Raw genomic sequence first — 22,832 nt, 5'->3', positions numbered from 1 at the left:
ACTTACGCTATGTTTGGTTCTAAATATCGTAAAGATGGAGAACGCAGCTGTTGTTGCATATAGTCATCTAAAAGCCCTAACTTTATTTGGTAAACCGTTTTACCGATTGTATTTGCAGTCCTTTTGAGAAATGCCCAAACTAAAAATGCCCAACTAATATGATTACGTTGAATACGCTGTTTCCTGCATTGACAACGTTCTATCCCAGTAAGTTGCTTAATTTCTCTGTGCATGCTCTCAATTACCCATCGAAAGCCACACTCATCTTGTGCAGCTTTAGAAGATTTGTGAGTTTTGTTATTGGTAACAACATACTCAACTCTGTTGGTAGAAACAGTAAATTTAAACAAATTAACATGCTTATTTTTAGCAAAGCCTTTTATATGAATCTCTACTCCATGCCTGATCTCTTCATCTGAAAATGTCAACTCTTTTACAGCTTTATAAGGTTTAGAATCGTGTGTTTTACTAACGTTTCTATTGGCTTTAATAGGGGCATAATAATATTTCCCCAGAGAGTCAACATGTTGCATAATTTTGTGTGTAGAATACCATGTGTCAAAAAGTACTATTTGAAAAGGAATCTTCTTGCTATAAACAGCATTATTTAACATGTTTAATAGGTGTTCTAGTTTTGTTGCTCCATCATGATCAGGTGCAAAAATTCGATAATCTATTACCCAAAACTTATTAATATCAGGGTTATAATATACCAGACTCACTACTCCTATACCTTTAGTAACTCTACCTGTAGCTCCACTGTACTGCGATCTTGCAATTTCTATTTGCTTCGTATTCCTTTTATTTAAAACCGTATCATCAAATATTGTATATCCATTAGATGAAAAAATAACATCATTCTTGATGTGTTCCCATAACAAAGAAGGTGTATATTTTTCATTCCTTAAAAATCTATTAATAACATCATGACTACATTTCTTTGCATGTTCAGCGTAGTAGGTTAAACTATAATTCTTTTGGCTAACTATTAAAAATTGACAATAATCTGTCCTATTAATTGGTATTGCTTGCAACTTTATCCTCTTTGACATATTTAATCTCTTTTGGGTATATTCCCCGCCGCTTGCGGCGTAATATGGCGGAATGAGCAAATATATACATAAAAGTCATAATGTTACGGTACTGCTGTATCACATGGTATTTCCAGCAAAATATCGCCGAGCAGTGTTTGACGTATCAGTTGATCAAGTATTACGAGAAATATGTTTAGAGATAGAAAAGAGATATCAAATAAAATTTTTAGAAATAGGGGTTGATGAAGATCATGTCCATTTTTTGGTACAATCTGTACCAACCTATAGCGTAACAAAAATAGTAACAACAATTAAAAGTGTTACAGCTCGTCAAATATTTAGACAGTGTCCACAGGTAAAGAAACAATTATGGGGTGGAGAATTTTGGACTGATGGATATTTTACGAGTACGGTAGGTAAGCATGGAAATGAGAATATGATAGGAAAATACGTAAAAAACCAAGGCAAGGAATATCAGAAACTGCATGAGGATCATCAGCTAGCTTTCTTCTAAAATACCCCGCCGCAAGCAGCGGGGATTACTTTTATTTATTTTTACAATAATTTATCACTTTTTTACTCATAGCGTAAGTTTTGTGTATTAATTACCGCCATTTAGTAAATGCTTTGATAAAGAAGCCTGGAGCATTTCGTGGTTCTATTCTACGGGATGATATTTTACCAAATGAGACATATAAAAACATTTGGAATTTGATTAATCAGCATTGTAAGCCAAAGCATGCGAATAAATTAATGGTAGGTATTTTAAAGTTAGCTGCTGATTATGATTGTGAACTGGCACTAGGAGAATTGGTGCTGTCATCTCTTTCTAAAGGTCAGATACCTTCTTTGAGTTTATTGCAAATACGTTTTCAATCTTGTAGTAATAATCCATTATTACCACCTATAGGAGTAACACAACATTCGCTACAAACATATGATCATCTTTTATCTGTGTTTGCTGTAGGAGGTTGTTATGCATGATTCTGCAACTTTACCAATTCTTCTAAAAGAATTAGGATTATTGACTATACTTGAGACATGGGAAAACTTTTTAGAGAAGGCACAAATTGAAGGATGGAGTTATAATAAACTGTTTTCTATTCTTTTAGAACAGGAGGTAGAGACACGTCATAGGGAAAAAGTACAAGCTTATCTTAGGAAAGCACACTTACCACCTGGTAAATCTTTAACCACTTTTGATTTTAGCCAAGTACAGCTGAAAATACTATAAGTAAGTAGAACAGAACCTATTTAAAATAATAAGATTTTAAATAGGTAATGATGAACAGAAAATATAGACACTTATCTCGAGAAGAGAGATATGAGATAAAAAGAATGTATGACCTAGGAGTCAGTATTAATAAGATAGCACAACATCTTACGAGGTCTAAAAGCACTATTAGTATGGAGCTAAAAAGAAATAAGGTAAAAGATAAGTATATGCCTTGTGTTGCTCAGGAAAAATATGAAAACAGGATGTATCAGCAAGAGTTATTAAAAATAGAAAAGAACCCTATGTTGTTAGATTATATTAAAAATGCTATGATTCGCAAGAAATGGTCGCCGGATGCTATAGCCGGAAAGTTAAAACTAGACAAAAATACAGCTTTGTGTATCAGTACAGAAAGTATATATAGATTTGTTTACACTTCTGCAGTAGCAGCTAAATTAAAGTTATATAGCTATTTACCTTCTAAAAGATATAAAAGGCAAGAAAGAGGGAAGAGGCATCAAAGGATCATTATACCACAAAGGATCTCAATACATCAGCGTGATGCAATAGCTACGAAAAAGGTAGAAGTAGGGAATTTTGAGGCAGATCTTACCAAAACTTACGCTATGTTTGGTTCTAAATATCGTAAAGATGGAGAACGCAGCTGTTGTTGCATATAGTCATCTAAAAGCCCTAACTTTATTTGGTAAACCGTTTTACCGATTGTATTTACAGTCCTTTTGAGAAATGCCCAAACTAAAAATGCACAACTAATATGATTACGTTGAATACGCTGTTTCCTGCATTGACAACGTTCTATCCCAGTAAGTTGCTTAATTTCTCTGTGCATGCTCTCAATTACCCATCGAAAGCCACACTCATCTTGTGCAGCTTTAGAAGATTTGTGAGTTTTGTTATTGGTAACAACATACTCAACTCTGTTGGTAGAAACAGTAAATTTAAACAAATTAACATGCTTATTTTTAGCAAAGCCTTTTATATGAATCTCTACTCCATGCCTGATCTCTTCATCTGAAAATGTCAACTCTTTTACAGCTTTATAAGGTTTAGAATCGTGCGTTTTACTAACGTTTCTATTGGCTTTAATAGGGGCATAATAATATTTCCCCAGAGAGTCAACATGTTGCATAATTTTGTGTGTAGAATACCATGTGTCAAAAAGTACTGTTTGAAAAGGAATCTTCTTGCTATAAACAGCATTATTTAACATGTTTAATAGGTGTTCTAGTTTTGTTGCTCCATCATGATCAGGTGCAAAAATTCGATAATCTATTACCCAAAACTTATTAATATCAGGGTTATAATATACCAGACTCACTACTCCTATACCTTTAGTAACTCTACCTGTAGCTCCACTGTACTGCGATCTTGCAATTTCTATTTGCTTCGTATTCCTTTTATTTAAAACCGTATCATCAAATATTGTATATCCATTAGATGAAAAAATAACATCATTCTTGATGTGTTCCCATAACAAAGAAGGTGTATATTTTTCATTCCTTAAAAATCTATTAATAACATCATGACTACATTTCTTTGCATGTTCAGCGTAGTAGGTTAAACTATAATTCTTTTGGCTAACTATTAAAAATTGACAATAATCTGTCCTATTAATTGGTATTGCTTGCAACTTTATCCTCTTTGACATGTTTAATTATTTTTACAATAATTTATCACTTTTTTACTCATAGCGTAAGTTTTGATTATTATGCCCCTATTAAAGCCAATAGAAACGTTAGTAAAACGCACGATTCTAAACCTTATAAAGCTGTAAAAGAGTTGACATTTTCAGATGAAGAGATCAGGCATGGAGTAGAGATTCATATAAAAGGCTTTGCTAAAAATAAGCATGTTAATTTGTTTAAATTTACTGTTTCTACCAACAGAGTTGAGTATGTTGTTACCAATAACAAAACTCACAAATCTTCTAAAGCTGCACAAGATGAGTGTGGCTTTCGATGGGTAATTGAGAGCATGCACAGAGAAATTAAGCAACTTACTTGTCATTGCTAAAATAAAAGGGACCAGTAAATTGCACGAAAAAGGGACCAGAGAAGTTGGTGTGACCTAATAAGGTTAATGTGCAATATTCACTAGATAATTAAGCAAGTAAATATCTAGTGATACAATGATAAGAATAAATATGTATACAACAATTATCACCCTTTATAAACAAGGCAATAGTCAAAGGAATATTGCCAAACTAACAAGAACAGACCGCAAAACAGTACGAAAAATAATAAACCGCTATGTAGAGGCTGGTACAGAATCCCCAGCAATCTATGAACGATCTTCAGTTTTGGATTTTTGGCACGAAAAAATAATTGAGTTATTAGAAAAAAATCTGAGTTACATAAGAATTTTTGAGGAGTTAAAAAATCAAGGTTATACAAGCAGTTATACTTCTTTGACCCGTTATATCAAAAAATATAAAATTAAGGATAACAGTTGCATTCGTTTTCATACTTTAGCAGGAGAGGAAGCACAAGTAGATTTTGGTGACATAGGCTTACAGTATAATTCTAAAGGGCGTAGAGTTAAAGCATATGTATTTAATATGCGTTTAAGCTATAGTCGCCTTGATTATTATGAAGTAGTGTTTGATCAAAGTTGTCAAACATGGATTCAATGTCATATCAATGCATTTAATTATTTTGCTGGTAGTCCAAAAGTAATAAAACTTGATAATCTTAAAGCTGGAGTAGTAGATGCCAATTTTTATGAGCCAGTATATCAGAAGGAATATAAGTGCTTAGCCGATCATTATGGAATTTTACTTTCTCCTTGTCGAGTGTATCAACCGCAAGAAAAAGGCAAAGTTGAGTCGGGAATAAAATACGTTAAAAATAATTTTTTTGCTGGTCGTAAATTTGATAGATATGAAGAATTAACAAATGGTCTTGCAAATTGGTTAAATAAGGCCAATAGCCGAATACATGGTACTACTAAGAGAATACCTAGAGAACTGTTTGAGCAAGAGGAAAGAAGTAGTTTGATTCCTTTACCATTAGAAACTTTTGATTTGTCATCTTGGCATAATCGAAAAGTAGCAAAAGATTGTCATATTACCATAGATAATAATTATTACTCTGTACCAGCAAAATATATATACAGTGAGGTAATGGTACAATTGTCCCCAAAACTTGTTCAAATATTTTCTATACAAAATGATTTAATAGCAAGACACGTTAGAACAGAGGGCAAGGGGATATTTACCACTAATCCGTCTCATTATGCTAAATACAAACGTCTATGCCCAGGTTTTATAGAATATAGTGAACATTATCAACAACAAATGCAGCAGATAGGGAATAATTGCAGTTTATTATTAGAATCATTACAACAAACAAGAGTGAATGATTGGCAACGTTGTGCACGAGGTATCATTTCTTTACGTAAGGTTTACAATGATGACTTAATAGATAAAGCCTGTCATAGAGCACTACATTATGGTATAAGTTCTTACTCTAAAATTAAGAATATTTTAAATAGTAATGCAGTAAACTTACCATTACCAGAGTTTGGAGGTAATAATGCAGAACTTATTTAATGACCTACGAAGCTTTAGATTATCAGGTATAGTCAATAGTTTAAATGAAAGGATTATTTATGCTCAAAATAATAAACTAGGATTTAAAGAATTTCTATCACTATTATGTGAAGATGAAAAATCTAACCGTAAGGATAATAATTACCGTCGCCGTAAAAGTGCTGCTAAATTGCCGGTAACTAAAAATTTAGAAGACTTTGATTTTAATTTCCAACCAAGTGTTGATGCCAAAGTAATAAGTGATTTATCAACTTGTGATTATATTAATACTAAGGGAAATGTAATATTCATAGGTGATTCAGGAACTGGGAAAACTCATCTTGCCATTGGGCTAGCATTAAAAGCTTTAACACGAGAATACTCTGTATATTTTACTACGGTATCGGATATGCTTTATAATTTACATATTGCAAGAGCAGATAATAGTTATCACAAAAAGGTTAAATTACTCCTATCGTTTGATTTATTAATTCTTGATGAGCTCGGGTTTAAGCAATTGCCAAAACATTCAGTAGAAGACTTTTTTAATATTATTGCTAAACGATATGAAAATAAATCTACCATTATTACCACAAACAAGGATTTTGAAAAATGGAATGAAATATTTGCTGATGAAGTATTAACTCATGCAATTATTGATCGAGTGGTACATCATGCTCATATACTAAACATAAAAGGTAAAAGTTATCGTATTAATAACTATAAATCTGGAGGTAATATGGCATAAAAATTTTTAAATATAGTGGTTCCTTTTTCGTGCAATTTACTGGTCCCTTTTTAATTGACAATGACACTTACTGGGATAGAACGTTGTCAATGCAGGAAACAGCGTATTCAACGTAATCATATTAGTTGGGCATTTTTAGTTTGGGCATTTCTCAAAAGGACTGCAAATACAATCGGTAAAACGGTTTACCAAATAAAGTTAGGGCTTTTAGATGACTATATGCAACAACAGCTGCGTTCTCCATCTTTACGATATTTAGAACCAAACATAGCGTAAGTTTTGTTACATTTCATAAAGGTAATCAAAGTATGAATATTGGTGCACTGGTGGATAAAAAGAGTCAAAAGATTATTTTAGTGCTGAATAACTCCAAGAGAGCTACAACAGTTACCAATGGTTTTTTAAGAAAGATAAAAACTCTTCCAAATAGTGTGAGAAAGACTATTACTATGGATAATGGCAAAGAGTTTGTGGGGCATGTTGCCTATAGACTATCTGGGTTTCAAACTTTCTTTTGTGATCCATACCGCCCTAGACAAAAAGCATTAGTGGAAAAAATGAATTCTATGATTCATAGAATTTTACCTAAAAATACAGATATTACTACCGTTACACAAAGAGGTCTTGACAATGTTGCTGAGATTTTAAATAACATGCCAAGAAAGATTTTTGGTTATAAAACCCCCAATGAAATTTGGGCAGAAAATTTATAGGTTTTGTTCTACTTAGTCCTTGCATTTTCAATGGAATGGTTTGTTGTTTTGAAATTAGTATATGAAGATTAAAAACAAAAAATAAATTATACTGACAATAAATATTATAAAGCTAAAGCATACGAAGATCAACTTGGAAAAGAGCAAGGAGTCCCTAAGTGCGAGGAACGGAAGCCGTTACTTAATACGTGAGTACCGGAGTACTTGTAGGACGACATAGCCAATTTTTGAAATTCACCGAGTATAAGGATTTTTGGTTTTTACGTAGATGAATCTAATAGGAACACCAGGCATGTCGAAAGCTTCACGCATATTATTCACTAAATATCTTGTATAGCTATCGGTAATTTTTTCTGGATTATTGGAGAATAGTTTGAATGTAGGTGGTCTAGTTTTTGTTTGAGTCATATATTTTACACGCACTCGCTTACCACCTTTTTGCAAAGGTAAAGGATGTGCTTCAGTAGTAAAATTAAGCCACTCATTTAATTTGCTGGTAGTTATTTTTTTATTCCAAGTTTTATAAATCTTAATACAGCTATCTAATACATCGGCTATATTTTGTTTATTTTTTGCTGAGATAAATAAGGCAGGAACGCCTTTAATCTGCGGCAGATGAATATTAATCTGATAATAAAACTCTTCTTTAAACGCTTCTTTCTCGGATTCTTTAACTAAATCCCATTTGTTGACTACTATAATAATACTTCGCCCTTCATTTGCTACATGGCTTGCAATGTTTAAATCCTGCTGTTTCAAAGGCGATAAGGCATCAATCATTAAAATCACAGTATTAGCAAATTTAATACTATTAATAGCATCCGACGCTGATAGTTTTTCTAAAGATTCTGTAATAGCGGCTTTTTTACGAAGCCCTGCCGTATCAATCAATTTGACATGATTACCTTTATATTGCCAATCAATTTCAATTGATTCACGAGTGATCCCTGCTTCCGGTCCAGTTAGCAATCTTTCATCATTAATCAAAGCATTTATAAAAGTAGATTTACCGGCATTCGGTCTACCGCTTACTACTATTTGCAGACAATCCCCTTTAACTGGGTCATTTATTTCTGCTTCTTCTGAATTTTCTTCGGGTAATTTGGCAATAATTTCATCATATAAATCAATCATTCCTGTGCCATGCTCGGCAGAAATAGCAACCATACTGTCAAAGCCAAGCTTGTAATATTCCTTATCGAAATCAAAAGCCTTTTCGCATTTGTTAATTACCAAGACCGCCGGCTTATTATATTTTCTAACAAAATCGCTAAGTAATTTATCATCAGGCAATATTCCGCTTCTACCATCAACCATAAAGCAAATTAAATCTGCTTCATTTATCGCCTTAGTAGTCTGCTCCATTAGCCTTTTACCAAAGCTATCAGGATTTTCTTCAAGCCCTGGCGTATCAATAAGCAAAAACTCAAATGAACCGATTCTGCCGTCTGTATATTTCCTATCTCTAGTAACACCTGGCAGATTGTGAACAATAGCTTTTTTACGCATACTTAAGCGATTAAATAGCGTTGATTTACCAACATTTGGACGCCCTACTAAGGCAATAATCTTTTTGGCAATAATTTTTTTAGTCATTATGTTAAATGTAATATTAAGTTTGCCTGTATGGTCTATAGTCATTCCTTGCGTAGATCATAACTCTGTCATCCCGTGACTTGTCCACGAAATCTATGCTTTTTATTGTCACCCCGTGACTTGTTCTATAGTACCGGACAGTTTTTATTCTATGTCATACTTAGCAACGACGGGAATCCAAAAAAATAAACATAAAAGCAGCAAGTTTTTTAAAATAAAAGTAATCCCCGCCGCAAGCAGCGGGGTATTTTAGAAGAAAGCTAGCTGATGATCCTCATGCAGTTTCTGATATTCCTTGCCTTGGTTTTTTACGTATTTTCCTATCATATTCTCATTTCCATGCTTACCTACCGTACTCGTAAAATATCCATCAGTCCAAAATTCTCCACCCCATAATTGTTTCTTTACCTGTGGACACTGTCTAAATATTTGACGAGCTGTAACACTTTTAATTGTTGTTACTATTTTTGTTACGCTATAGGTTGGTACAGATTGTACCAAAAAATGGACATGATCTTCATCAACCCCTATTTCTAAAAATTTTATTTGATATCTCTTTTCTATCTCTAAACATATTTCTCGTAATACTTGATCAACTGATACGTCAAACACTGCTCGGCGATATTTTGCTGGAAATACCATGTGATACAGCAGTACCGTAACATTATGACTTTTATGTATATATTTGCTCATTCCGCCATATTACGCCGCAAGCGGCGGGGAATATACCCAAAAGAGATTTAATTTATTAGAGATATACAATATACGAAGATCAACTTCAAAAAGAGCAAGGCGTTTTGAAGCTTTTAACCGAAGCGTAGTAAATCCACGTGAGGATTAAAAGCGAAAAATAACGTAGCCAATTTTTGAAGTTCATCGAGTAGATGGTAACATTATTTTTATATACGCTTTCTTATGCATATCTTCGAAAAACTTCTGAGCTTTTCGAGAAATCTTTTTATTTGTTAGAAAATTTACCACATAATTATTTTCATCTTCGCTAATATTTAAGATTTTCCTAGAGCATATTAATATCATTTCAAATTTACCGTCTTTTTCAAAAATATTACTGACTTTATTAGGTTCTAAATCTTTTATTATAGTTTGTTTTGTTCCTTCTATATTACTTAACTTATCAGTAGCTTCCGTCATAGTTGCAAAATTATTATAAAGAGATTTATTAACTGTACTACAACTTTTTAGTTTATCTTTTAAGCTATTCATTTGTGCAAAAGCTTTACTATCATTATTTTTAGAGGTAAAAACTTGCATTGAAATTTCTACATCTTTTTGGTCACTTGATATAATTATCGTATCTATTTCTTTATTACTCACTTCAACTGACCTTGATAACCCTGATAAAATATTCATTTTAATCACTTCACTTTTAACTTGTGAAATAAAGCTATCTATACTAACTGATCTACTTTTCAAATATTCAAATAAAAAGCCGCGAGGCATTTTGCTAAGATTTTCAATAGATTCAATAGCCTTATCTATTTCTTTTTGTGGAATTTCTCTATCGCCATAATATTGGAAGAGCAAAGATTCATCTATTAAACTTTTTACAGCTATATAACTTAACTGCTTATCCTGAGCGGGTGTTACCTCTTCAATATTATTTAGTGTCATAATCATTTTTTTTCTGGCACGAAACTCATTAAGAGTAATCGGTTCATTATTTACAAGTGCCACTATGTTTGATGTTTCAGCACATGCTATATTAGAAATAAAAAAAACAGTAATTATTAGTAATAATTTTTTCATATTTAACTCTGTAATATTAATACAATTTAGTAGACGAAGTTTTATTTGGAAAAGAGCAAGGCGTCTTGAAGCTGATAACCGGAGCGTACATATAGTACGTGAGGATTATCAGCAAAAGACTTTGTCGCTAATTTTTCAAATAAAACGAGTATACTACATATTCAGGACTCTTAAACCAACAGAAATAGTAAACGAAGATTTAGTTTTTTTAATTCCTCTACTTTCATCGGATAAATAATCAGAATAAATCTTAGTTGCGATTCTAACACAATCTTTAGCATATGTCACTCTAATAGTTCTAGTTAGTAAATCTGCTGAACCTTTTGAAAGATCAATACGTCCACCAATTCCAACAGACCAATTATCTGTCAATTGGTAATTAACATTTCCATAAAATTGTCTTGCTCGATTATTTGAAAGCTGCATCTCTTCTGCTCTATAATACTTTTTAAGATTTGTAAGCTGAATAAGACTCCCGGTTAAACTTATTCTACCATAATATAAATTAGCTCCTACCTCATCACGTATAGGCTTAAAATATCTATTTTTTCGAAAATCATAAAATAATTCTAAATTATCATAAATATTTCCTGAAATTTTACCAACATTTTCAGTATCACTTGCTTTCTGATATACACTATATCTAGTATTAAGAGACTGACCTAAAAACAATCTTAAATAATTTTGTTCTTTAGCAAAACTAGCGTTTAAACCATAATTTAATCTATTACCGAAATCATGGCAATCAATACCGCTATAACGATTGGATAAGAAAAGATTTCTTCCTGATAGCTCATATTTCATAGGGTCAATTATAACAAACTTCATATCTTTACTGGTTAATTTACGCCCTATAGTAAAAGAAACTATCGGCTCAATAAGTACATTTATTGTTTTTGTTATAGCACCTACGAATGGATAACGCCATAAAGTTTGAAATTCCGGTATATTACGTTGAAGCGTCTTAGCTGCTCTTGTTCTCTCAAAATAAGCCTGTTTTGCTATATAAAAATCTCCTCTATCCCGAGCAACAAACTCAAAAATTTGTCCCGAAGAAGTTATAAGATTATGAATATAGGATAATTGTAAAGAGGTTCTAGTAAGCTGCTTTCCTATCCTTTCTTTATACATTAAAGTGTTATTTTCGATAACGATATGCCTACTTTCGTCATCATTTAAACTTATTACATTTTTTGTAGTGATTTTTGGTAATACTAGTGGATAGTTAGATCTGCTATCATTACTACCTAACCCTTGGGAAGTTAAAGCTTCTATCTGAAAATAATCCGCCTTGTGAATCTTATTTAAAAATACCCTAGAAGTTAGGTATGAAGCATAGTTATTATAATAATTTTTTAAATAAGCTTTATCGGAAGTACGCTCTGCTTTAAAACCATAATTATAAACTTGATCACTACTACAAAAATTACCATTTACAATATAATGATAGGAAGAGATTTTTTTATCCTTTATTTTGTCTCCATTTTTTTCTAGAAGATAAGGCAGTCTACCATAGCTACCATCAAAACTTATATTATCGGTATTATTTGGTCTATAACGCCCTTCTAGCTCAAAAATTGGATCTTTATTAAAAACTCTTGGAGTTAATGTAAAATCCATATTAGGCTTTGCCCGTAAATATAGAGGCACTCCAAATCTTCCATTCTTCACATCTGGCACTAGTAGCCCTGAGGAAGCAGGAGCTGACGGAGTTGGATGAAAAAAATATGGTAAGTAAAAAACTGGTATACCATATACCTCGAAAAATACATTTTTATAAACTATTTTATGCTCTGCAGAATGAATATCAGTATTTTTAGCAGAAATTTGCCAGAGGGGATTTCCACTACAAGTAACTTCGCAGGGAGTAAACTTAGCATAATGAAGCCGTATATTATTTTCATCTATTCTTTCAGCGAGCTTAGCAACTAAAAGGCTATTGTTATTGAAAAGCATAATAAATTTAGACACTACACCTTGTTTAAATTCATTTTTTAAGATTGCCTTATCACCTAATGTAATTCTATTGTCTTTATCTTTAACTCTTACATTACCTTCTACCCACAAAATATCATTATTTACGTCATAAAGTAAATTATCTGCTGTTAGCAAATGCTCATCTGTAAGAATTTTTAGATTACCTTTAGCATATATTAATCCCTTATTTTCATTATATTCTACAAAATCAGCAATTAAATTATTAATTTTAACGCCGTTGCTTTTTGTCAAGCTATTTGCAAAACTAAACAAAGGAGATATTACGATAATAAATAGAAATATTACCCGTAGCATTTATCATTAACCAAATATTTAAATAGTAGGAAATAATAGCAAGCTATTATTAATATAGCAAATAATAAAAATTTTGCTTGCTCTTTTGATTATTGGAGGGTTATTCTATTGGGATGACACCGAACACGCTTTTCGAGCCATGCGACAACACTGGCTTGACCACGTGATAAAAAAAACAAAAAATATCCCAATGTTAGATAATTTTACTTCCAGTCAAACTACTAAAGAATTTTCCGTTAGTGAGCTTTCTAACAAAATTAAAGAATTATTAGAAAATAATTTTGGTTATATTAAAGTAAAAGGCGAGATTTCTGGCTTAAAAATAGCTAGTTCAGGACATGCTTATTTTAACTTAAAAGAAAACACTGCAATTTTAGCTTGTACTTGCTGGCGTCCTATTCTTGCTAAAATCAAGTTTCCGTTAAATGACGGGATGGAAGTAGTAATTAGCGGCAAGCTTTCGAGTTATGCCGGCAATTCACGTTATCAGCTATCAGTCGAGAATTTACAGCCCGCAGGACTCGGAGCTATGATACAAATTCTAAACGAACGTAAAGCACGTTTAGAAAAAGAGGGATTATTTAACAAAATACGTAAACCTATATCATTTTTACCTAGTAAAATAGGCGTTATAACTTCAATAACTGGTGCTGTTATACAAGATATCATTCATCGAATACGTGAACGTTTTCCAACTCATATAATAATATGGCCTGTTAGTGTACAAGGCGAGAATTCTGGTAATGAGATTGCTGAAGCTATAGATGGTTTTAACAAGCTAGAAGAAGTAAATAAGCCGGATGTTATAATAGTTGCAAGAGGCGGTGGTTCTATCGAAGATCTCTGGTCATTTAATGACGAAGTACTAGTGCGTGCTACTTACAACTCCAAAATCCCTATTATCTCAGCTGTAGGTCATGAAGTGGATTATACTTTGATAGATTTAGCAGCCGATAAAAGAGCACCTACCCCAACTGCTGCCGCTGAATTTGCTGTACCTGTGCGGTCTATTTTAAATAGTACTCTGCAATCTTATGAAAAAGTATTAGTAACTAATACAAAGCAGCTAGTTAAAAATCATGAACAAGCTATTACAAATTATGATAAAATAAATAGGTATCTTGCTCATTATATGAATCATAAACAACAATTACTCGATGAAACAGGCTTTAACCTACTAGACTCCTTACCATGCCTAATTAGTCTAAAAGAAACAAAGCTTAAATCATTTTCAAAAGAAAGAATCCATCCTCATAAAATCATTACTTATAAGACACTCGAATTAACACATAAAGCCGCTTATATCATAAAATCGGCAAATAATACTTTGAAAAATTTTGAGTATAAATTAGAATTAAATAGTCTGTTACTATTAAGCTTAGACTATCATAATGTACTAAAACGTGGCTTTGCTATAGTTAAAGGGGAATCAGGTAATTTTGTATCTTCTAAAACTACTACTGAAAAAGTTTTAAATATACAATTTTTTGATGGGAATATTAAAGCAGTTCGTGATTAATTTTATTTTAAGGTGTGTGAAGAAATGAAAATTTTCAAACTTTTTATTTTTATATTAATTATTTAAAAAAGTTTTTATTCCTTAAGCAATTCAATACCTAAACAAGAAGCAGCTTTAGAATGCGAGAACTTACCTGATAAAAAAACTTTAACAACTGCATGGTATATAAATGAGCCTTACCAATACTGGATGGTTACTTCAAACGGTAGTGCTAATATTTCTGGTATAGATATTGAATTAATTAATGCTCTTGCTGCAAAAATAGATATTAATATCGAATATCACCAAGATAATTGGTATCAAGATCAATTAGATATTCAAAGTGGTAATGCTGACATGACGGCAGGGGCTACTTATACTAATGAGAAAAATAATTACGCTTATTTTTCAAAGCCATATCGCATGGAAGAATTCTCTTTATTTATTATCGAACAATTAGCTAAAAAACTAAGTTTTCAAAATAGTGATGAATTAATGGCACAAATACGCTTATTTAATCTTCAGCTTGGAATAGTAAAAGGTACGATATACGGGGAGCAAAAATTTACAAACTTTTTATTTGACAATAAAAATCAAGATATAATTAAAATATATCAAAATAATGTAGAATTAATAAATGGGATGTTAAAAAAAGAGATTGATGGTTTTATCAGTGATAAAATAGTCGGTTCAGTTAATATTTTAAACAAACCTACAGATAGAAAAATAGTAGAAGTTCCTTATAAATATTAAAACCCCGTTACATTTAATGTTCAGTAAAAAAACCGTATCTTTAAATGTAGTTGAACAATTTAATTTTGCTATAGATGATTTTCTTACAAGTAGCGAATATAAAAAAATTGTTAAAACTTACATTTATCATATTTTACTGCCGAAATCTATCGACTCACACTGGTGTCATATAATAGGATTACTTGGCAGCATTGCTTTTGCCTTTTCTGGAATTATTTTAGGTATAAAAAATAATAGTACCTTATTCGGTACATTTTTATTGGCAATATTGCCATCTGTTAGCAGCTGTATAATGCTTGATTTAATAATAAATCACGATACAGGGCATTTAAATCTATATTTTACCCCATCTTATTTTTATTATATATTTACAGTGGTGCTACTTGGTTTTATCGCTGTCAAACTATTTAGTTATTATAACAAATTACTGAAGATAGTTATTTAGAAAATTCTTTAAACAATACAATCGCAGTTTGTGATGCATTCGGACAAGCAGCTTTTATAATCATCGGTGTTGCAATGGTTATTATTCAGAAGATTGAACCTCTAAATTTTGAGGGTCCACTATTTGCATTTCTTACTTCTAACGGCGGAATTATAATCAGAGATTTTATTCTTGGAGAAAATTCTGTAAAAAGAGTACCAAAAGGTCTTAGTATTGAAATAACGCTAATATGGGCTTTAGTCTTTAGTATATTGTTAGATATGTATGGTGCTAATCCAAATTACGATACGATAAAATATTTTATGATCATAATAATTGTCAGTGCATTTATTACCCATCTTCTACTTTATCATTTTGGTTTCCGTGAGTGGAGATTCAGCAATAAGGAAGTAATAACTAACGAACCAGAAAGTGACACAGAAAAATAAAATAGACTTCTTACATAACTTATTTTATAAAGAAAACTAGGTTTTGCTCGAGAGGTTTAATGAAGATTGCTACTTGGAATATTAATTCCATAAAAATGCGAATTAATATATTGCGTGATTTTTTAGCAAACGAAAATCCAGATATTTTATTACTACAAGAATTAAAATGCGAAAGTGATAAATTTCCTTTCGAGGAGTTATCTGATCTACCTTATAATTTTTATGTTCATGGACAGAAATCATATAATGGTGTTGCCATTCTTTCAAAATTTACTGCTGATGAAATAGTTAAAGATTTTCCAAATAATCACTGTTCTAATCAAGCAAGATTCATAGAAGCAAGAATATCACTACCTATCGGATTTTGTAATATAATTTCTTTGTATGCTCCTAATGGTTCAATGGTGGGTAGCGATAAATTTACGACAAAACTAGCTTTCTATGATAGTTTTCTTAATTATCTATCAAGCAAAAAATCTTTTGATGAAAAAACCATTATAGGTGGTGATTTTAATATTGCACCTTTTGATATTGATGTATATTCACCTACAGCACTTGCAAATACTACCTGCTTCACGGAAATTGAACAAAAAAAAATGCGGACTATTTTAAATTCTGGATTTGAAGATTGTTATAGGTTCTTGCATCCAAAAAAACAAGAATTTTCATGGTGGGACTATAGAGCTGGATGTTTCGAACAAAATAAAGGTATGAGAATAGATATGATCCTTGGTAGCAATAATAGCATTGACTATCTGGAAAATTGCTATATGTATTATAATTTAAGAACCAAGGAAAAACCCTCCGATCATATACCGGTAATTGCTAATTTTATTGTCACCTCATGACTTGCTAACTAGTTCCAATTAAAAAAATATCAAATATACTACTAATAAATGAAGAGTTGGATAGACGAAGTTTTATTTGGAAAAGAGTAATCGGTCCATAAGACGAGGAGCGGCAGCAGTTACTTAATACGTGAGCACCACAGTACTTATAGGACAACGTAGCCAATTTTTCAAATAAAACGAGTATATATATGCTTCCATCAATTGCTAAACATGCAGCAAGTCATCAAATCCATCCTCTCAAAAAGCATGGGCAGAACTTCATTTTTGATAGTAGCTTATGCGATAAGATCGTGCGAGCTAGTGGACTTGAAGAAAATAGTAACGTTCTAGAAATAGGACCAGGCACAGGCGGGCTTACTAGGTCAATATTACATAAAAATCCAAAACTTTTAACAGTTATTGAAAGAGATGAAAGATGCATCCCATTACTTAACGAGATTAAAGAACATCACCCTAATCTAAATATCATTAAACAGGATGCTCTTAAACTCAAATAAAAGTAATCCCCGCCGCAAGCAGCGGGGTATTTTAGAAGAAAGCTAGCTGATGATCCTCATGCAGTTTCTGATATTCCTTGCCTTGGTTTTTTACGTATTTTCCTATCATATTCTCATTTCCATGCTTACCTACCGTACTCATAAAATATCCATCAGTCCAAAATTCTCCACCCCATAATTGTTTCTTTACCTGTGGACACTGTCTAAATATTTGACGAGCTGTAACACTTTTAATTGTTGTTACTATTTTTGTTACGCTATAGGTTGGTACAGATTGTACCAAAAAATGGACATGATCTTCATCAACCCCTATTTCTAAAAATTTTATTTGATATCTCTTTTCTATCTCTAAACATATTTCTCGTAATACTTGATCAACTGATACGTCAAACACTGCTCGGCGATATTTTGCTGGAAATACCATGTGATACAGCAGTACCGTAACATTATGACTTTTATGTATATATTTGCTCATTCCGCCATATTACGCCGCAAGCGGCGGGGAATATACCCAAAAGAGATTTAAATGATTTAAACCTTGGTAAACTCACTATCATTTCTAATCTACCATATCATATAGGAACTGAACTAGTAATCAGATGGTTAAAAGAAGCAAGCCTTATTACTAGCATGACATTGATGTTACAAAAAGAAGTAGTAGAGCGGATTTGTGCTAAACCCTCGACCAAAGCATATGGTAGGTTATCGGTAATATGTAGCTTAATTGCAACAGTAGAAAAATGCTTTGATGTAGCACCTGCAGCTTTCTACCCGCCTCCTAAAGTATATTCAGCGATAGTTAAATTGACTCCTTTAGAAAATATACCAAATAGCGATTTAATAAGTAGAGTTGAATTGATAACTAGAATGGCTTTTGCAGGACGCCGAAAAATGATTAAATCATCACTAAAAAACCTTGCCCCTAACATATCTGCACTTTTAGCTAAGCTAGATATAAGCGATAATTGCCGAGCAGAAAACCTGACTCCTAACCATTATTTATCCTTGGCTAGTTTGATATAATTAAGGCTCATATGTCATTGCTGCGTATGCATTATTGCGTGTATCATTTTCTCGTCATTGCGAGGAAATTACGAAATAATTGACGAAGCAAGGAAGTAAAAAATGCTAACCTAGAGCATTTTTTATTATTTTTTCTGGATTGCCACGCTCATTGCATTCGCTCGCAATGACGATTTCCAATCCACACAACAACATCTATAATTAATGATATATTTGTAACAAAATAAATTTGCTTACATAAAAATTTTCAAAGGTTTGGTATAATTTAGCTTGAAAGCTGTTATAGCTTTGTTATAATTAAACTTACAAAACAAAAAAGGTTTATAAAAATGAAAAATTTATTAAAAGTTCTATTAGTTCTAGCTTTCTCAACAACAGCTTTTGGTGATATGGGTAGCAATATGAAGTGGCCTGATCCTGCTTCTGTAACTACAGATGCTATTATGAAAATGTCAACAGCTGATGTAAATGGTTGGTTAGCAAACTTAACAGCTGATCAATATGGTAAATTATCTTCAGATGTACAAAACTGGATGAATACTGGTTTAACAATGGATCAATATAATATGCTAAAACCTGAAGTTCAAGCATTAGTAACTAAGCCTGCTTCTATGTAATCGATAATTCTTTTAGATTTATTAAAGTTAAATTTTAGGTAGGTTTAGAGTAGTTTTATATTTACTCTAAACCTATTTTTATACTTTCTTCTCCAAAAACTTCCGCAAACAAAAATACAAAAAATAATAAAAAATTCTTATATTTTACTGTAAAAAGAAGTAATATTATCTATTTTGATTTATATATGTATCCTTAATAAATGAAGAATATATAATAAAAAATATATTGTGATAAATTTATAAGCATTATTGCATGGATTAAAAAGCACTTTCGGTGTCGTCCCCGTGGCTTGTACCTATGTTGGTGCATGATTCAAAAAACACCCAGTATGTCATCCTCGCAAAAGATGATGGGAGTAGACCTAATACAATGAGCAATACCTAACCCCTTTTGCCTTTATCATCGAACATTTAAAGAAAAATAAAATTAATTATGAAAATATTTATTACTGTAATAATCATGGAAATTTTAGCTGGAGCAGAAGTAGATTTATTTGTTCCAAGTTTCCCAGATATACAAGACACGTTTAACCTCTCACCCTTTATGACAGAGTTACTACTTGGTGTGAATCTAACCGCTTATTGTATTACCTCGCTTATAGTTGGTAATTTAGGGGACAGATACGGACGCAAACCAATAATCATACTTGGGTTACTAATTTTTAATCTTGGCAGTTTATTTTGTGTATTTTCCAATAATTACGAAAGCATATTATTTGGCAGATTTTTGCAAGGTGCTGGAATATCAGCTGTTGCGGTGTTAGTATATGTAGTACTTGCTGATATTTATTCAGTGCAGGAACAACAAAAATTAATGGGAATTCTAAATGGCACTATTTCGCTTTCTATGGCAGTTGCTCCCGTTATAGGTAGTTACGTTAATTTATTTTGGGGGTGGCATGCTAATTTTGTTTTATTACTTGTTTTAGGGCTTATCAGCTTAGTCCTTGCAATATTTTTTATCCCAAAAGGACAAGCTAATAGTAAAGTACAAATTTCCTTAAAAGAATATTATCCTATTTTCAAATCACAAAAAGCCATATATTATATACTTACCATGGTGTTTCTTGCACAAGGATATTGGATATTTATTGGAATTGCCCCTATTCTATATATGCAAGATTTAGTAGTTAGTTTAGAATATTTCGGATTATATCAAGGATCGATGGCAGCTTTATTTTCAGTTATGAGTTTTACAAGCGGCTATTGCTTTAAAAAATTTGGTGTTAAACATTGCTTTTACTTTGGCATTATATGTGTAGTATTGTTTTTACTTGGAAGTATTACATTAGCTATATTTAACATAAATGACCCATTAATAATAACAGCTGTGACGCTTTTATTATCGCTTGGCATAATATATCCTATTAATATATTATGGCCAATGCTGCTAGAAGCAATTCCTGATGGTAAAGCCCGCATGACCGCTATTTTTACCTCGGTTAGATTAATTCTAACAGCTATAGGATTACAATTAGTAGGTTGGTTATATAATGGCACTTTTGCTCCTCTTGGAATCACTATATGTGTTACTACGGCATTTGGTTTAATAACGTTACCTAAATTATTTAAATATAATAAAATCTTTGAGATTTCTAATGGTGGGTGAATCTGTTCTATGTCATTCCTGCGTAGATGACAATCCAGAAAAAATTATAAATACAACACAGGAGGCTTTGCCCGCGTGGATCAGTTTTTCCGTCATTGCGAGGAAATTACGAAGTAATTGACGAAGCAATCCAGTAAAAAATGCTAACTTATAGTATTTTTTATTATTTTTTCTGGATTGCCACGCTCATTTCATTCGCATAGCTCAGGCGATTCTCGATCCACGCGGGCAATGCCAACACAGGATGATAATAAACAACAAAAATGATTAATAATAACTTTATCTTTACAGTAGCTTTTAGATATTTTAAAGCCAAAAAAAATGAAAAATTTGTTTCTATTATTTCAGGATTTTCTTTGCTTGGAGTAATGATCGGCGTTGCGGCGTTAATAGTCGTTATGTCGGTTATGAATGGCTTTCATACAGAACTAACTAAAAATATTATTGGTTTAAACGGCGATATAGTTATAAGTCCACAAAATAGTAGTATTGATAATTACAAAGAAATTAAAGCTAAATTATTGCAGCAAGATTACGTAAAACACGTAAATATTATTGTTAATGGTCAAGCTTTGGCACTAGGCAAAAATAATAATAGCGGTGCTATTATTAAAGGTATTGATTTAAACGATTTAAAATTAAAAAATGAAATTTTTAAAAATGTCAATTTTGGTAGTTTTGATAATTTCCACGGTAAGAATGTAATAGCACTTGGACAAGGTTTAGCTGCTAATTTAGGTGTAACAGTTAACGATAAAGTTAAACTAATTTCACCGAATTCCATTTCCACCACTTTTGGCAGCGTACCAAGATCAAAAGAGTTTAAAGTTATAGCAGTTTTTAACAGTGGTATGTATGATTATGATTCAGCAACCATATTAATGCCACTTGAAGCAGCACAAAATTTTCTATCTCTTGGAAATAATATAAACTTAATTGAAGTTAATACCCTGCACCCTGATAAGGCTCTTGCATATTCACATAAAGTGCAGCTGTTACTAGGTACAAATTTACAAATATCTAGCTGGCAAACTTTGAATGCACCATTCTTAAGTGCTTTAGCTGTTGAGCGTACAGCTATGTTTACTATCCTTTCTTTAATCATCACAGTTGCTGCCTTTAATATTATCTCAAGCTTATTTATGCTAGTGAAAGATAAAACTTCTGATATAGCAATTTTAAGAACAATGGGAGCAAGCACTAAACAAATAATGTTAATTTTTATCTATAATGGCATGTTTATTGGTTTGCTTGGTACTATACTTGGCTTAATTCTTGGTATTACTTTTTCTTATAATATCGAGACTATCAAGAACTTTTTAGAAAATATAACCGGTACTAAGATTTTTGAAGCAGCAGTTTATTTTCTTTATAGTCTACCATCAGAAGTAAGAAGTCAGGATATTATCTTAATCGCTTCTTTATCTATAATATTATGCTTCTTAGCAACAATTTATCCCTCTTATAAAGCTTCAAAATTAAATCCTGTGGATGCCTTAAGATATGAGTAATAAAATCCTAACTTTAAAAAATGTCTCTAAACATTATTGGCAAGGCAACTCTATTATTAGAGTATTAGATGACCTTAATTTAAATATCAACGAGGGCGAGCTAATTACTGTAATTGGCTCTTCAGGTAGTGGTAAATCGACTTTACTACATATTGCAGGCTTGCTTGATAAACCAACTAATGGCGAAGTTATTATTGCAAATAGCGAGTATAAAACAAACCATCTAATCCGTCTTAATTATTTGGGTTTTATTTATCAACAACATCATTTATTAAAAGATTTTACTGCAATTGAAAACGTTATTATGCCTCGACTTATTAATGGCTCTAACCAAAAAGAAGCAATAGAAGCAGCAAAAAATATATTGGATAGTTTGGGTCTAGGTAAAAAGCTATATAATATGCCAGGTGAATTATCAGGAGGGGAGCAGCAACGTGTCGCAATAGCACGCAGCTTAATTAATAAGCCAAAAATTATCTTAGCAGACGAGCCTACAGGCAATTTAGACCCTAAAACTACCAATGAGGTATTTAATTTATTTTTGAAAGTAGCCAAGGAACAAAATACAGCTGTTGTGATGGTAACACATAATCATGAATTAGCACATAGAATGGATAAATTATATAAGTTAAAGCATGGAGCATTAAATATGTCTTGATTTAACTTCTTAAAATAAGGATAATA

General features: G+C 31.9%; 26 protein-coding genes and 3 pseudogenes. 21 read left to right on the top strand and 8 right to left on the bottom strand.

Annotation, left to right across the window (positions count from 1 at the left end; translation table 11 throughout):
* Window positions 1–2: 2 nt before the first annotated feature.
* The gene (locus AAGD55_RS11415) at window positions 3–1,112 is read right to left on the bottom strand and encodes a transposase (RefSeq protein ID WP_341791545.1); all 1,110 of its coding nucleotides are present in this window, start codon (window positions 1,110–1,112) and stop codon (window positions 3–5) included.
* Here AAGD55_RS11415 and tnpA (AAGD55_RS11410) point away from each other — a divergent pair.
* From tnpA (AAGD55_RS11410) to AAGD55_RS11395, 4 genes are all read left to right on the top strand, one after another.
* Window positions 1,105–1,548 carry an IS200/IS605 family transposase gene (gene tnpA / locus AAGD55_RS11410; protein WP_341790826.1) on the top strand — a complete coding sequence of 148 codons (444 nt, stop codon included), beginning with the start codon at window positions 1,105–1,107 and terminating at the stop codon, window positions 1,546–1,548. The two genes, AAGD55_RS11415 and tnpA (AAGD55_RS11410), sit on opposite strands and share 8 nt — an antisense overlap.
* 80 nt (window positions 1,549–1,628) lie before the next feature.
* Window positions 1,629–2,018: a hypothetical protein gene (locus tag AAGD55_RS11405; RefSeq protein WP_341791544.1), complete on the top strand. Its 390-nt coding sequence runs from the start codon at window positions 1,629–1,631 to the stop codon at window positions 2,016–2,018.
* Complete coding sequence (locus AAGD55_RS11400) at window positions 2,011–2,268, top strand: ATP-binding protein (protein ID WP_341791543.1); 258 nt, start codon at window positions 2,011–2,013, stop codon at window positions 2,266–2,268. Before AAGD55_RS11405 ends, AAGD55_RS11400 begins: the two co-directional genes overlap by 8 nt.
* A 47-nt stretch (window positions 2,269–2,315) precedes the next feature.
* Window positions 2,316–2,930, top strand: a complete 615-nt coding sequence (locus AAGD55_RS11395; protein ID WP_341791542.1) for an IS30 family transposase — start codon at window positions 2,316–2,318, stop codon at window positions 2,928–2,930.
* On the opposite strand, the gene AAGD55_RS11390 is transcribed toward AAGD55_RS11395, so the two are convergent.
* Window positions 2,870–3,919 (bottom strand): transposase, encoded by a 1,050-nt coding sequence (locus AAGD55_RS11390; protein ID WP_341791541.1) that lies wholly within the window; start codon window positions 3,917–3,919, stop codon window positions 2,870–2,872. The genes AAGD55_RS11395 and AAGD55_RS11390 overlap by 61 nt on opposite strands.
* Between AAGD55_RS11390 and AAGD55_RS11385 the strand changes: the two genes are divergently transcribed.
* From AAGD55_RS11385 to AAGD55_RS11365, 5 genes are all read left to right on the top strand, one after another.
* Window positions 3,886–4,284, top strand: a complete 399-nt coding sequence (locus AAGD55_RS11385; protein WP_341791540.1) for a hypothetical protein — start codon at window positions 3,886–3,888, stop codon at window positions 4,282–4,284. The genes AAGD55_RS11390 and AAGD55_RS11385 overlap by 34 nt on opposite strands.
* Before the next feature lie 130 nt (window positions 4,285–4,414).
* A complete protein-coding gene (gene istA / locus AAGD55_RS11380; RefSeq protein ID WP_341790850.1) occupies window positions 4,415–5,821 on the top strand; it encodes an IS21 family transposase in 1,407 nt (468 codons plus the stop codon).
* Complete coding sequence (gene istB / locus AAGD55_RS11375; RefSeq protein WP_341790851.1) at window positions 5,805–6,548, top strand: IS21-like element helper ATPase IstB; 744 nt, start codon at window positions 5,805–5,807, stop codon at window positions 6,546–6,548. Before istA ends, istB begins: the two co-directional genes overlap by 17 nt.
* A 60-nt stretch (window positions 6,549–6,608) precedes the next feature.
* On the top strand, window positions 6,609–6,824 hold the full coding sequence (locus tag AAGD55_RS11370; protein WP_341791539.1) for a hypothetical protein: 216 nt from the start codon (window positions 6,609–6,611) through the stop codon (window positions 6,822–6,824).
* A gap of 32 nt (window positions 6,825–6,856) precedes the next feature.
* Window positions 6,857–7,261, top strand: coding sequence for an IS30 family transposase (locus AAGD55_RS11365; RefSeq protein WP_341791538.1), 405 nt, complete (start codon window positions 6,857–6,859; stop codon window positions 7,259–7,261).
* 234 nt (window positions 7,262–7,495) lie between these two features.
* On the opposite strand, the gene der is transcribed toward AAGD55_RS11365, so the two are convergent.
* Both der and tnpA (AAGD55_RS11355) read right to left on the bottom strand, forming a co-directional pair.
* The gene (der, locus tag AAGD55_RS11360; protein ID WP_341792598.1) at window positions 7,496–8,842 is read right to left on the bottom strand and encodes a ribosome biogenesis GTPase Der; all 1,347 of its coding nucleotides are present in this window, start codon (window positions 8,840–8,842) and stop codon (window positions 7,496–7,498) included.
* Window positions 8,843–9,106: 264 nt separating this feature from the next.
* Window positions 9,107–9,550, bottom strand: coding sequence for an IS200/IS605 family transposase (tnpA, locus tag AAGD55_RS11355; RefSeq protein WP_341790826.1), 444 nt, complete (start codon window positions 9,548–9,550; stop codon window positions 9,107–9,109).
* Here tnpA (AAGD55_RS11355) and AAGD55_RS11350 point away from each other — a divergent pair.
* Window positions 9,543–9,698, top strand: coding sequence for a hypothetical protein (locus AAGD55_RS11350; protein ID WP_341791537.1), 156 nt, complete (start codon window positions 9,543–9,545; stop codon window positions 9,696–9,698). The two genes, tnpA (AAGD55_RS11355) and AAGD55_RS11350, sit on opposite strands and share 8 nt — an antisense overlap.
* Window positions 9,699–9,730: 32 nt before the next feature.
* Here AAGD55_RS11350 and AAGD55_RS11345 read toward each other — a convergent pair whose 3' ends face one another.
* Both AAGD55_RS11345 and AAGD55_RS11340 read right to left on the bottom strand, forming a co-directional pair.
* Complete coding sequence (locus AAGD55_RS11345; protein WP_341791536.1) at window positions 9,731–10,624, bottom strand: SurA N-terminal domain-containing protein; 894 nt, start codon at window positions 10,622–10,624, stop codon at window positions 9,731–9,733.
* 153 nt (window positions 10,625–10,777) lie between these two features.
* Window positions 10,778–12,916 (bottom strand): LPS-assembly protein LptD, encoded by a 2,139-nt coding sequence (locus tag AAGD55_RS11340; protein ID WP_341791535.1) that lies wholly within the window; start codon window positions 12,914–12,916, stop codon window positions 10,778–10,780.
* A 190-nt stretch (window positions 12,917–13,106) separates the two neighbouring features.
* On the opposite strand from AAGD55_RS11340, the gene xseA reads away from it, so the two are divergent.
* From xseA to AAGD55_RS11310, 6 genes and pseudogenes are all read left to right on the top strand, one after another.
* Window positions 13,107–14,435 carry an exodeoxyribonuclease VII large subunit gene (gene xseA / locus AAGD55_RS11335; protein WP_341792597.1) on the top strand — a complete coding sequence of 443 codons (1,329 nt, stop codon included), beginning with the start codon at window positions 13,107–13,109 and terminating at the stop codon, window positions 14,433–14,435.
* A gap of 189 nt (window positions 14,436–14,624) precedes the next feature.
* Window positions 14,625–15,167 (top strand): substrate-binding periplasmic protein, encoded by a 543-nt coding sequence (locus tag AAGD55_RS11330; protein WP_341791534.1) that lies wholly within the window; start codon window positions 14,625–14,627, stop codon window positions 15,165–15,167.
* Window positions 15,168–15,183: 16 nt separating this feature from the next.
* A complete protein-coding gene (locus tag AAGD55_RS11325) occupies window positions 15,184–15,612 on the top strand; it encodes a TRIC cation channel family protein (RefSeq protein ID WP_341791533.1) in 429 nt (142 codons plus the stop codon).
* Between the two features lie 74 nt (window positions 15,613–15,686).
* Window positions 15,687–16,040, top strand: a complete 354-nt coding sequence (locus AAGD55_RS11320; RefSeq protein WP_341791532.1) for a hypothetical protein — start codon at window positions 15,687–15,689, stop codon at window positions 16,038–16,040.
* 59 nt (window positions 16,041–16,099) lie between these two features.
* Window positions 16,100–16,888, top strand: coding sequence for an exodeoxyribonuclease III (xth, locus tag AAGD55_RS11315; protein ID WP_341791531.1), 789 nt, complete (start codon window positions 16,100–16,102; stop codon window positions 16,886–16,888).
* Window positions 16,889–17,079: 191 nt separating this feature from the next.
* Window positions 17,080–17,382, top strand: a pseudogene (locus AAGD55_RS11310) (rRNA adenine N-6-methyltransferase family protein); the annotation flags it as partial.
* Between the two features lie 37 nt (window positions 17,383–17,419).
* On the opposite strand, the gene tnpA (AAGD55_RS11305) reads toward AAGD55_RS11310, so the two are convergent.
* Window positions 17,420–17,863 carry an IS200/IS605 family transposase gene (tnpA, locus tag AAGD55_RS11305; RefSeq protein WP_341791220.1) on the bottom strand — a complete coding sequence of 148 codons (444 nt, stop codon included), beginning with the start codon at window positions 17,861–17,863 and terminating at the stop codon, window positions 17,420–17,422.
* 47 nt (window positions 17,864–17,910) lie between these two features.
* On the opposite strand from tnpA (AAGD55_RS11305), the pseudogene rsmA reads away from it, so the two are divergent.
* The 3 genes and pseudogenes from rsmA to AAGD55_RS11290 form a co-directional block, all read left to right on the top strand.
* Window positions 17,911–18,411: pseudogene (rsmA, locus tag AAGD55_RS11300) on the top strand (16S rRNA (adenine(1518)-N(6)/adenine(1519)-N(6))-dimethyltransferase RsmA); the annotation flags it as partial.
* A gap of 329 nt (window positions 18,412–18,740) precedes the next feature.
* Entirely contained in the window at window positions 18,741–19,028 is a 288-nt protein-coding gene (locus tag AAGD55_RS11295) for a DUF2673 domain-containing protein (protein ID WP_341791530.1), read from the top strand.
* 433 nt (window positions 19,029–19,461) lie between these two features.
* Complete coding sequence (locus AAGD55_RS11290; RefSeq protein WP_341791529.1) at window positions 19,462–20,637, top strand: multidrug effflux MFS transporter; 1,176 nt, start codon at window positions 19,462–19,464, stop codon at window positions 20,635–20,637.
* Between the two features lie 82 nt (window positions 20,638–20,719).
* Here the strand turns inward: AAGD55_RS11290 and AAGD55_RS12465 are convergent.
* Window positions 20,720–20,823 (bottom strand): annotated as a pseudogene (locus tag AAGD55_RS12465) (lytic transglycosylase domain-containing protein); the annotation flags it as partial.
* Window positions 20,824–20,900: 77 nt separating this feature from the next.
* On the opposite strand from AAGD55_RS12465, the gene AAGD55_RS11285 reads away from it, so the two are divergent.
* On the top strand, window positions 20,901–22,148 hold the full coding sequence (locus tag AAGD55_RS11285) for a lipoprotein-releasing ABC transporter permease subunit (protein WP_341791528.1): 1,248 nt from the start codon (window positions 20,901–20,903) through the stop codon (window positions 22,146–22,148).
* Window positions 22,141–22,806 carry an ABC transporter ATP-binding protein gene (locus AAGD55_RS11280; RefSeq protein ID WP_341791527.1) on the top strand — a complete coding sequence of 222 codons (666 nt, stop codon included), beginning with the start codon at window positions 22,141–22,143 and terminating at the stop codon, window positions 22,804–22,806. Before AAGD55_RS11285 ends, AAGD55_RS11280 begins: the two co-directional genes overlap by 8 nt.
* Window positions 22,807–22,832: the final 26 nt, after the last annotated feature.

Source organism: Rickettsia endosymbiont of Gonocerus acuteangulatus, from assembly GCF_964026435.1.
Lineage (GTDB): Bacteria > Pseudomonadota > Alphaproteobacteria > Rickettsiales > Rickettsiaceae > Rickettsia.
The sequence above is the reverse complement of the archived record's forward strand: the minus strand, read 5'-3'. Positions and strand labels throughout refer to the sequence as shown.

What these genes read in the sequence shown, in the direction of transcription:
- tnpA (WP_341790826.1), top strand. Translation starts at nt 1,105, where the DNA reads ATGAGCAAATATATACATAAAAGTCATAATGTTACGGTACTGCTGTAT.
- AAGD55_RS11400 (WP_341791543.1), top strand. Translation starts at nt 2,011, where the DNA reads ATGCATGATTCTGCAACTTTACCAATTCTTCTAAAAGAATTAGGATTA.
- AAGD55_RS11395 (WP_341791542.1), top strand. Translation starts at nt 2,316, where the DNA reads ATGATGAACAGAAAATATAGACACTTATCTCGAGAAGAGAGATATGAG.
- AAGD55_RS11390 (WP_341791541.1), bottom strand. Translation starts at nt 3,919, where the DNA reads ATGTCAAAGAGGATAAAGTTGCAAGCAATACCAATTAATAGGACAGAT.
- istA (WP_341790850.1), top strand. Translation starts at nt 4,415, where the DNA reads ATGTATACAACAATTATCACCCTTTATAAACAAGGCAATAGTCAAAGG.
- istB (WP_341790851.1), top strand. Translation starts at nt 5,805, where the DNA reads ATGCAGAACTTATTTAATGACCTACGAAGCTTTAGATTATCAGGTATA.
- AAGD55_RS11370 (WP_341791539.1), top strand. Translation starts at nt 6,609, where the DNA reads ATGACACTTACTGGGATAGAACGTTGTCAATGCAGGAAACAGCGTATT.
- AAGD55_RS11365 (WP_341791538.1), top strand. Translation starts at nt 6,857, where the DNA reads ATGAATATTGGTGCACTGGTGGATAAAAAGAGTCAAAAGATTATTTTA.
- tnpA (WP_341790826.1), bottom strand. Translation starts at nt 9,550, where the DNA reads ATGAGCAAATATATACATAAAAGTCATAATGTTACGGTACTGCTGTAT.
- AAGD55_RS11345 (WP_341791536.1), bottom strand. Translation starts at nt 10,624, where the DNA reads ATGAAAAAATTATTACTAATAATTACTGTTTTTTTTATTTCTAATATA.
- AAGD55_RS11340 (WP_341791535.1), bottom strand. Translation starts at nt 12,916, where the DNA reads ATGCTACGGGTAATATTTCTATTTATTATCGTAATATCTCCTTTGTTT.
- xseA (WP_341792597.1), top strand. Translation starts at nt 13,107, where the DNA reads ATGTTAGATAATTTTACTTCCAGTCAAACTACTAAAGAATTTTCCGTT.
- AAGD55_RS11330 (WP_341791534.1), top strand. Translation starts at nt 14,625, where the DNA reads ATGGTTACTTCAAACGGTAGTGCTAATATTTCTGGTATAGATATTGAA.
- AAGD55_RS11325 (WP_341791533.1), top strand. Translation starts at nt 15,184, where the DNA reads ATGTTCAGTAAAAAAACCGTATCTTTAAATGTAGTTGAACAATTTAAT.
- AAGD55_RS11320 (WP_341791532.1), top strand. Translation starts at nt 15,687, where the DNA reads ATGGTTATTATTCAGAAGATTGAACCTCTAAATTTTGAGGGTCCACTA.
- xth (WP_341791531.1), top strand. Translation starts at nt 16,100, where the DNA reads ATGAAGATTGCTACTTGGAATATTAATTCCATAAAAATGCGAATTAAT.
- tnpA (WP_341791220.1), bottom strand. Translation starts at nt 17,863, where the DNA reads ATGAGCAAATATATACATAAAAGTCATAATGTTACGGTACTGCTGTAT.
- AAGD55_RS11295 (WP_341791530.1), top strand. Translation starts at nt 18,741, where the DNA reads ATGAAAAATTTATTAAAAGTTCTATTAGTTCTAGCTTTCTCAACAACA.
- AAGD55_RS11290 (WP_341791529.1), top strand. Translation starts at nt 19,462, where the DNA reads ATGAAAATATTTATTACTGTAATAATCATGGAAATTTTAGCTGGAGCA.
- AAGD55_RS11285 (WP_341791528.1), top strand. Translation starts at nt 20,901, where the DNA reads ATGATTAATAATAACTTTATCTTTACAGTAGCTTTTAGATATTTTAAA.
- AAGD55_RS11280 (WP_341791527.1), top strand. Translation starts at nt 22,141, where the DNA reads ATGAGTAATAAAATCCTAACTTTAAAAAATGTCTCTAAACATTATTGG.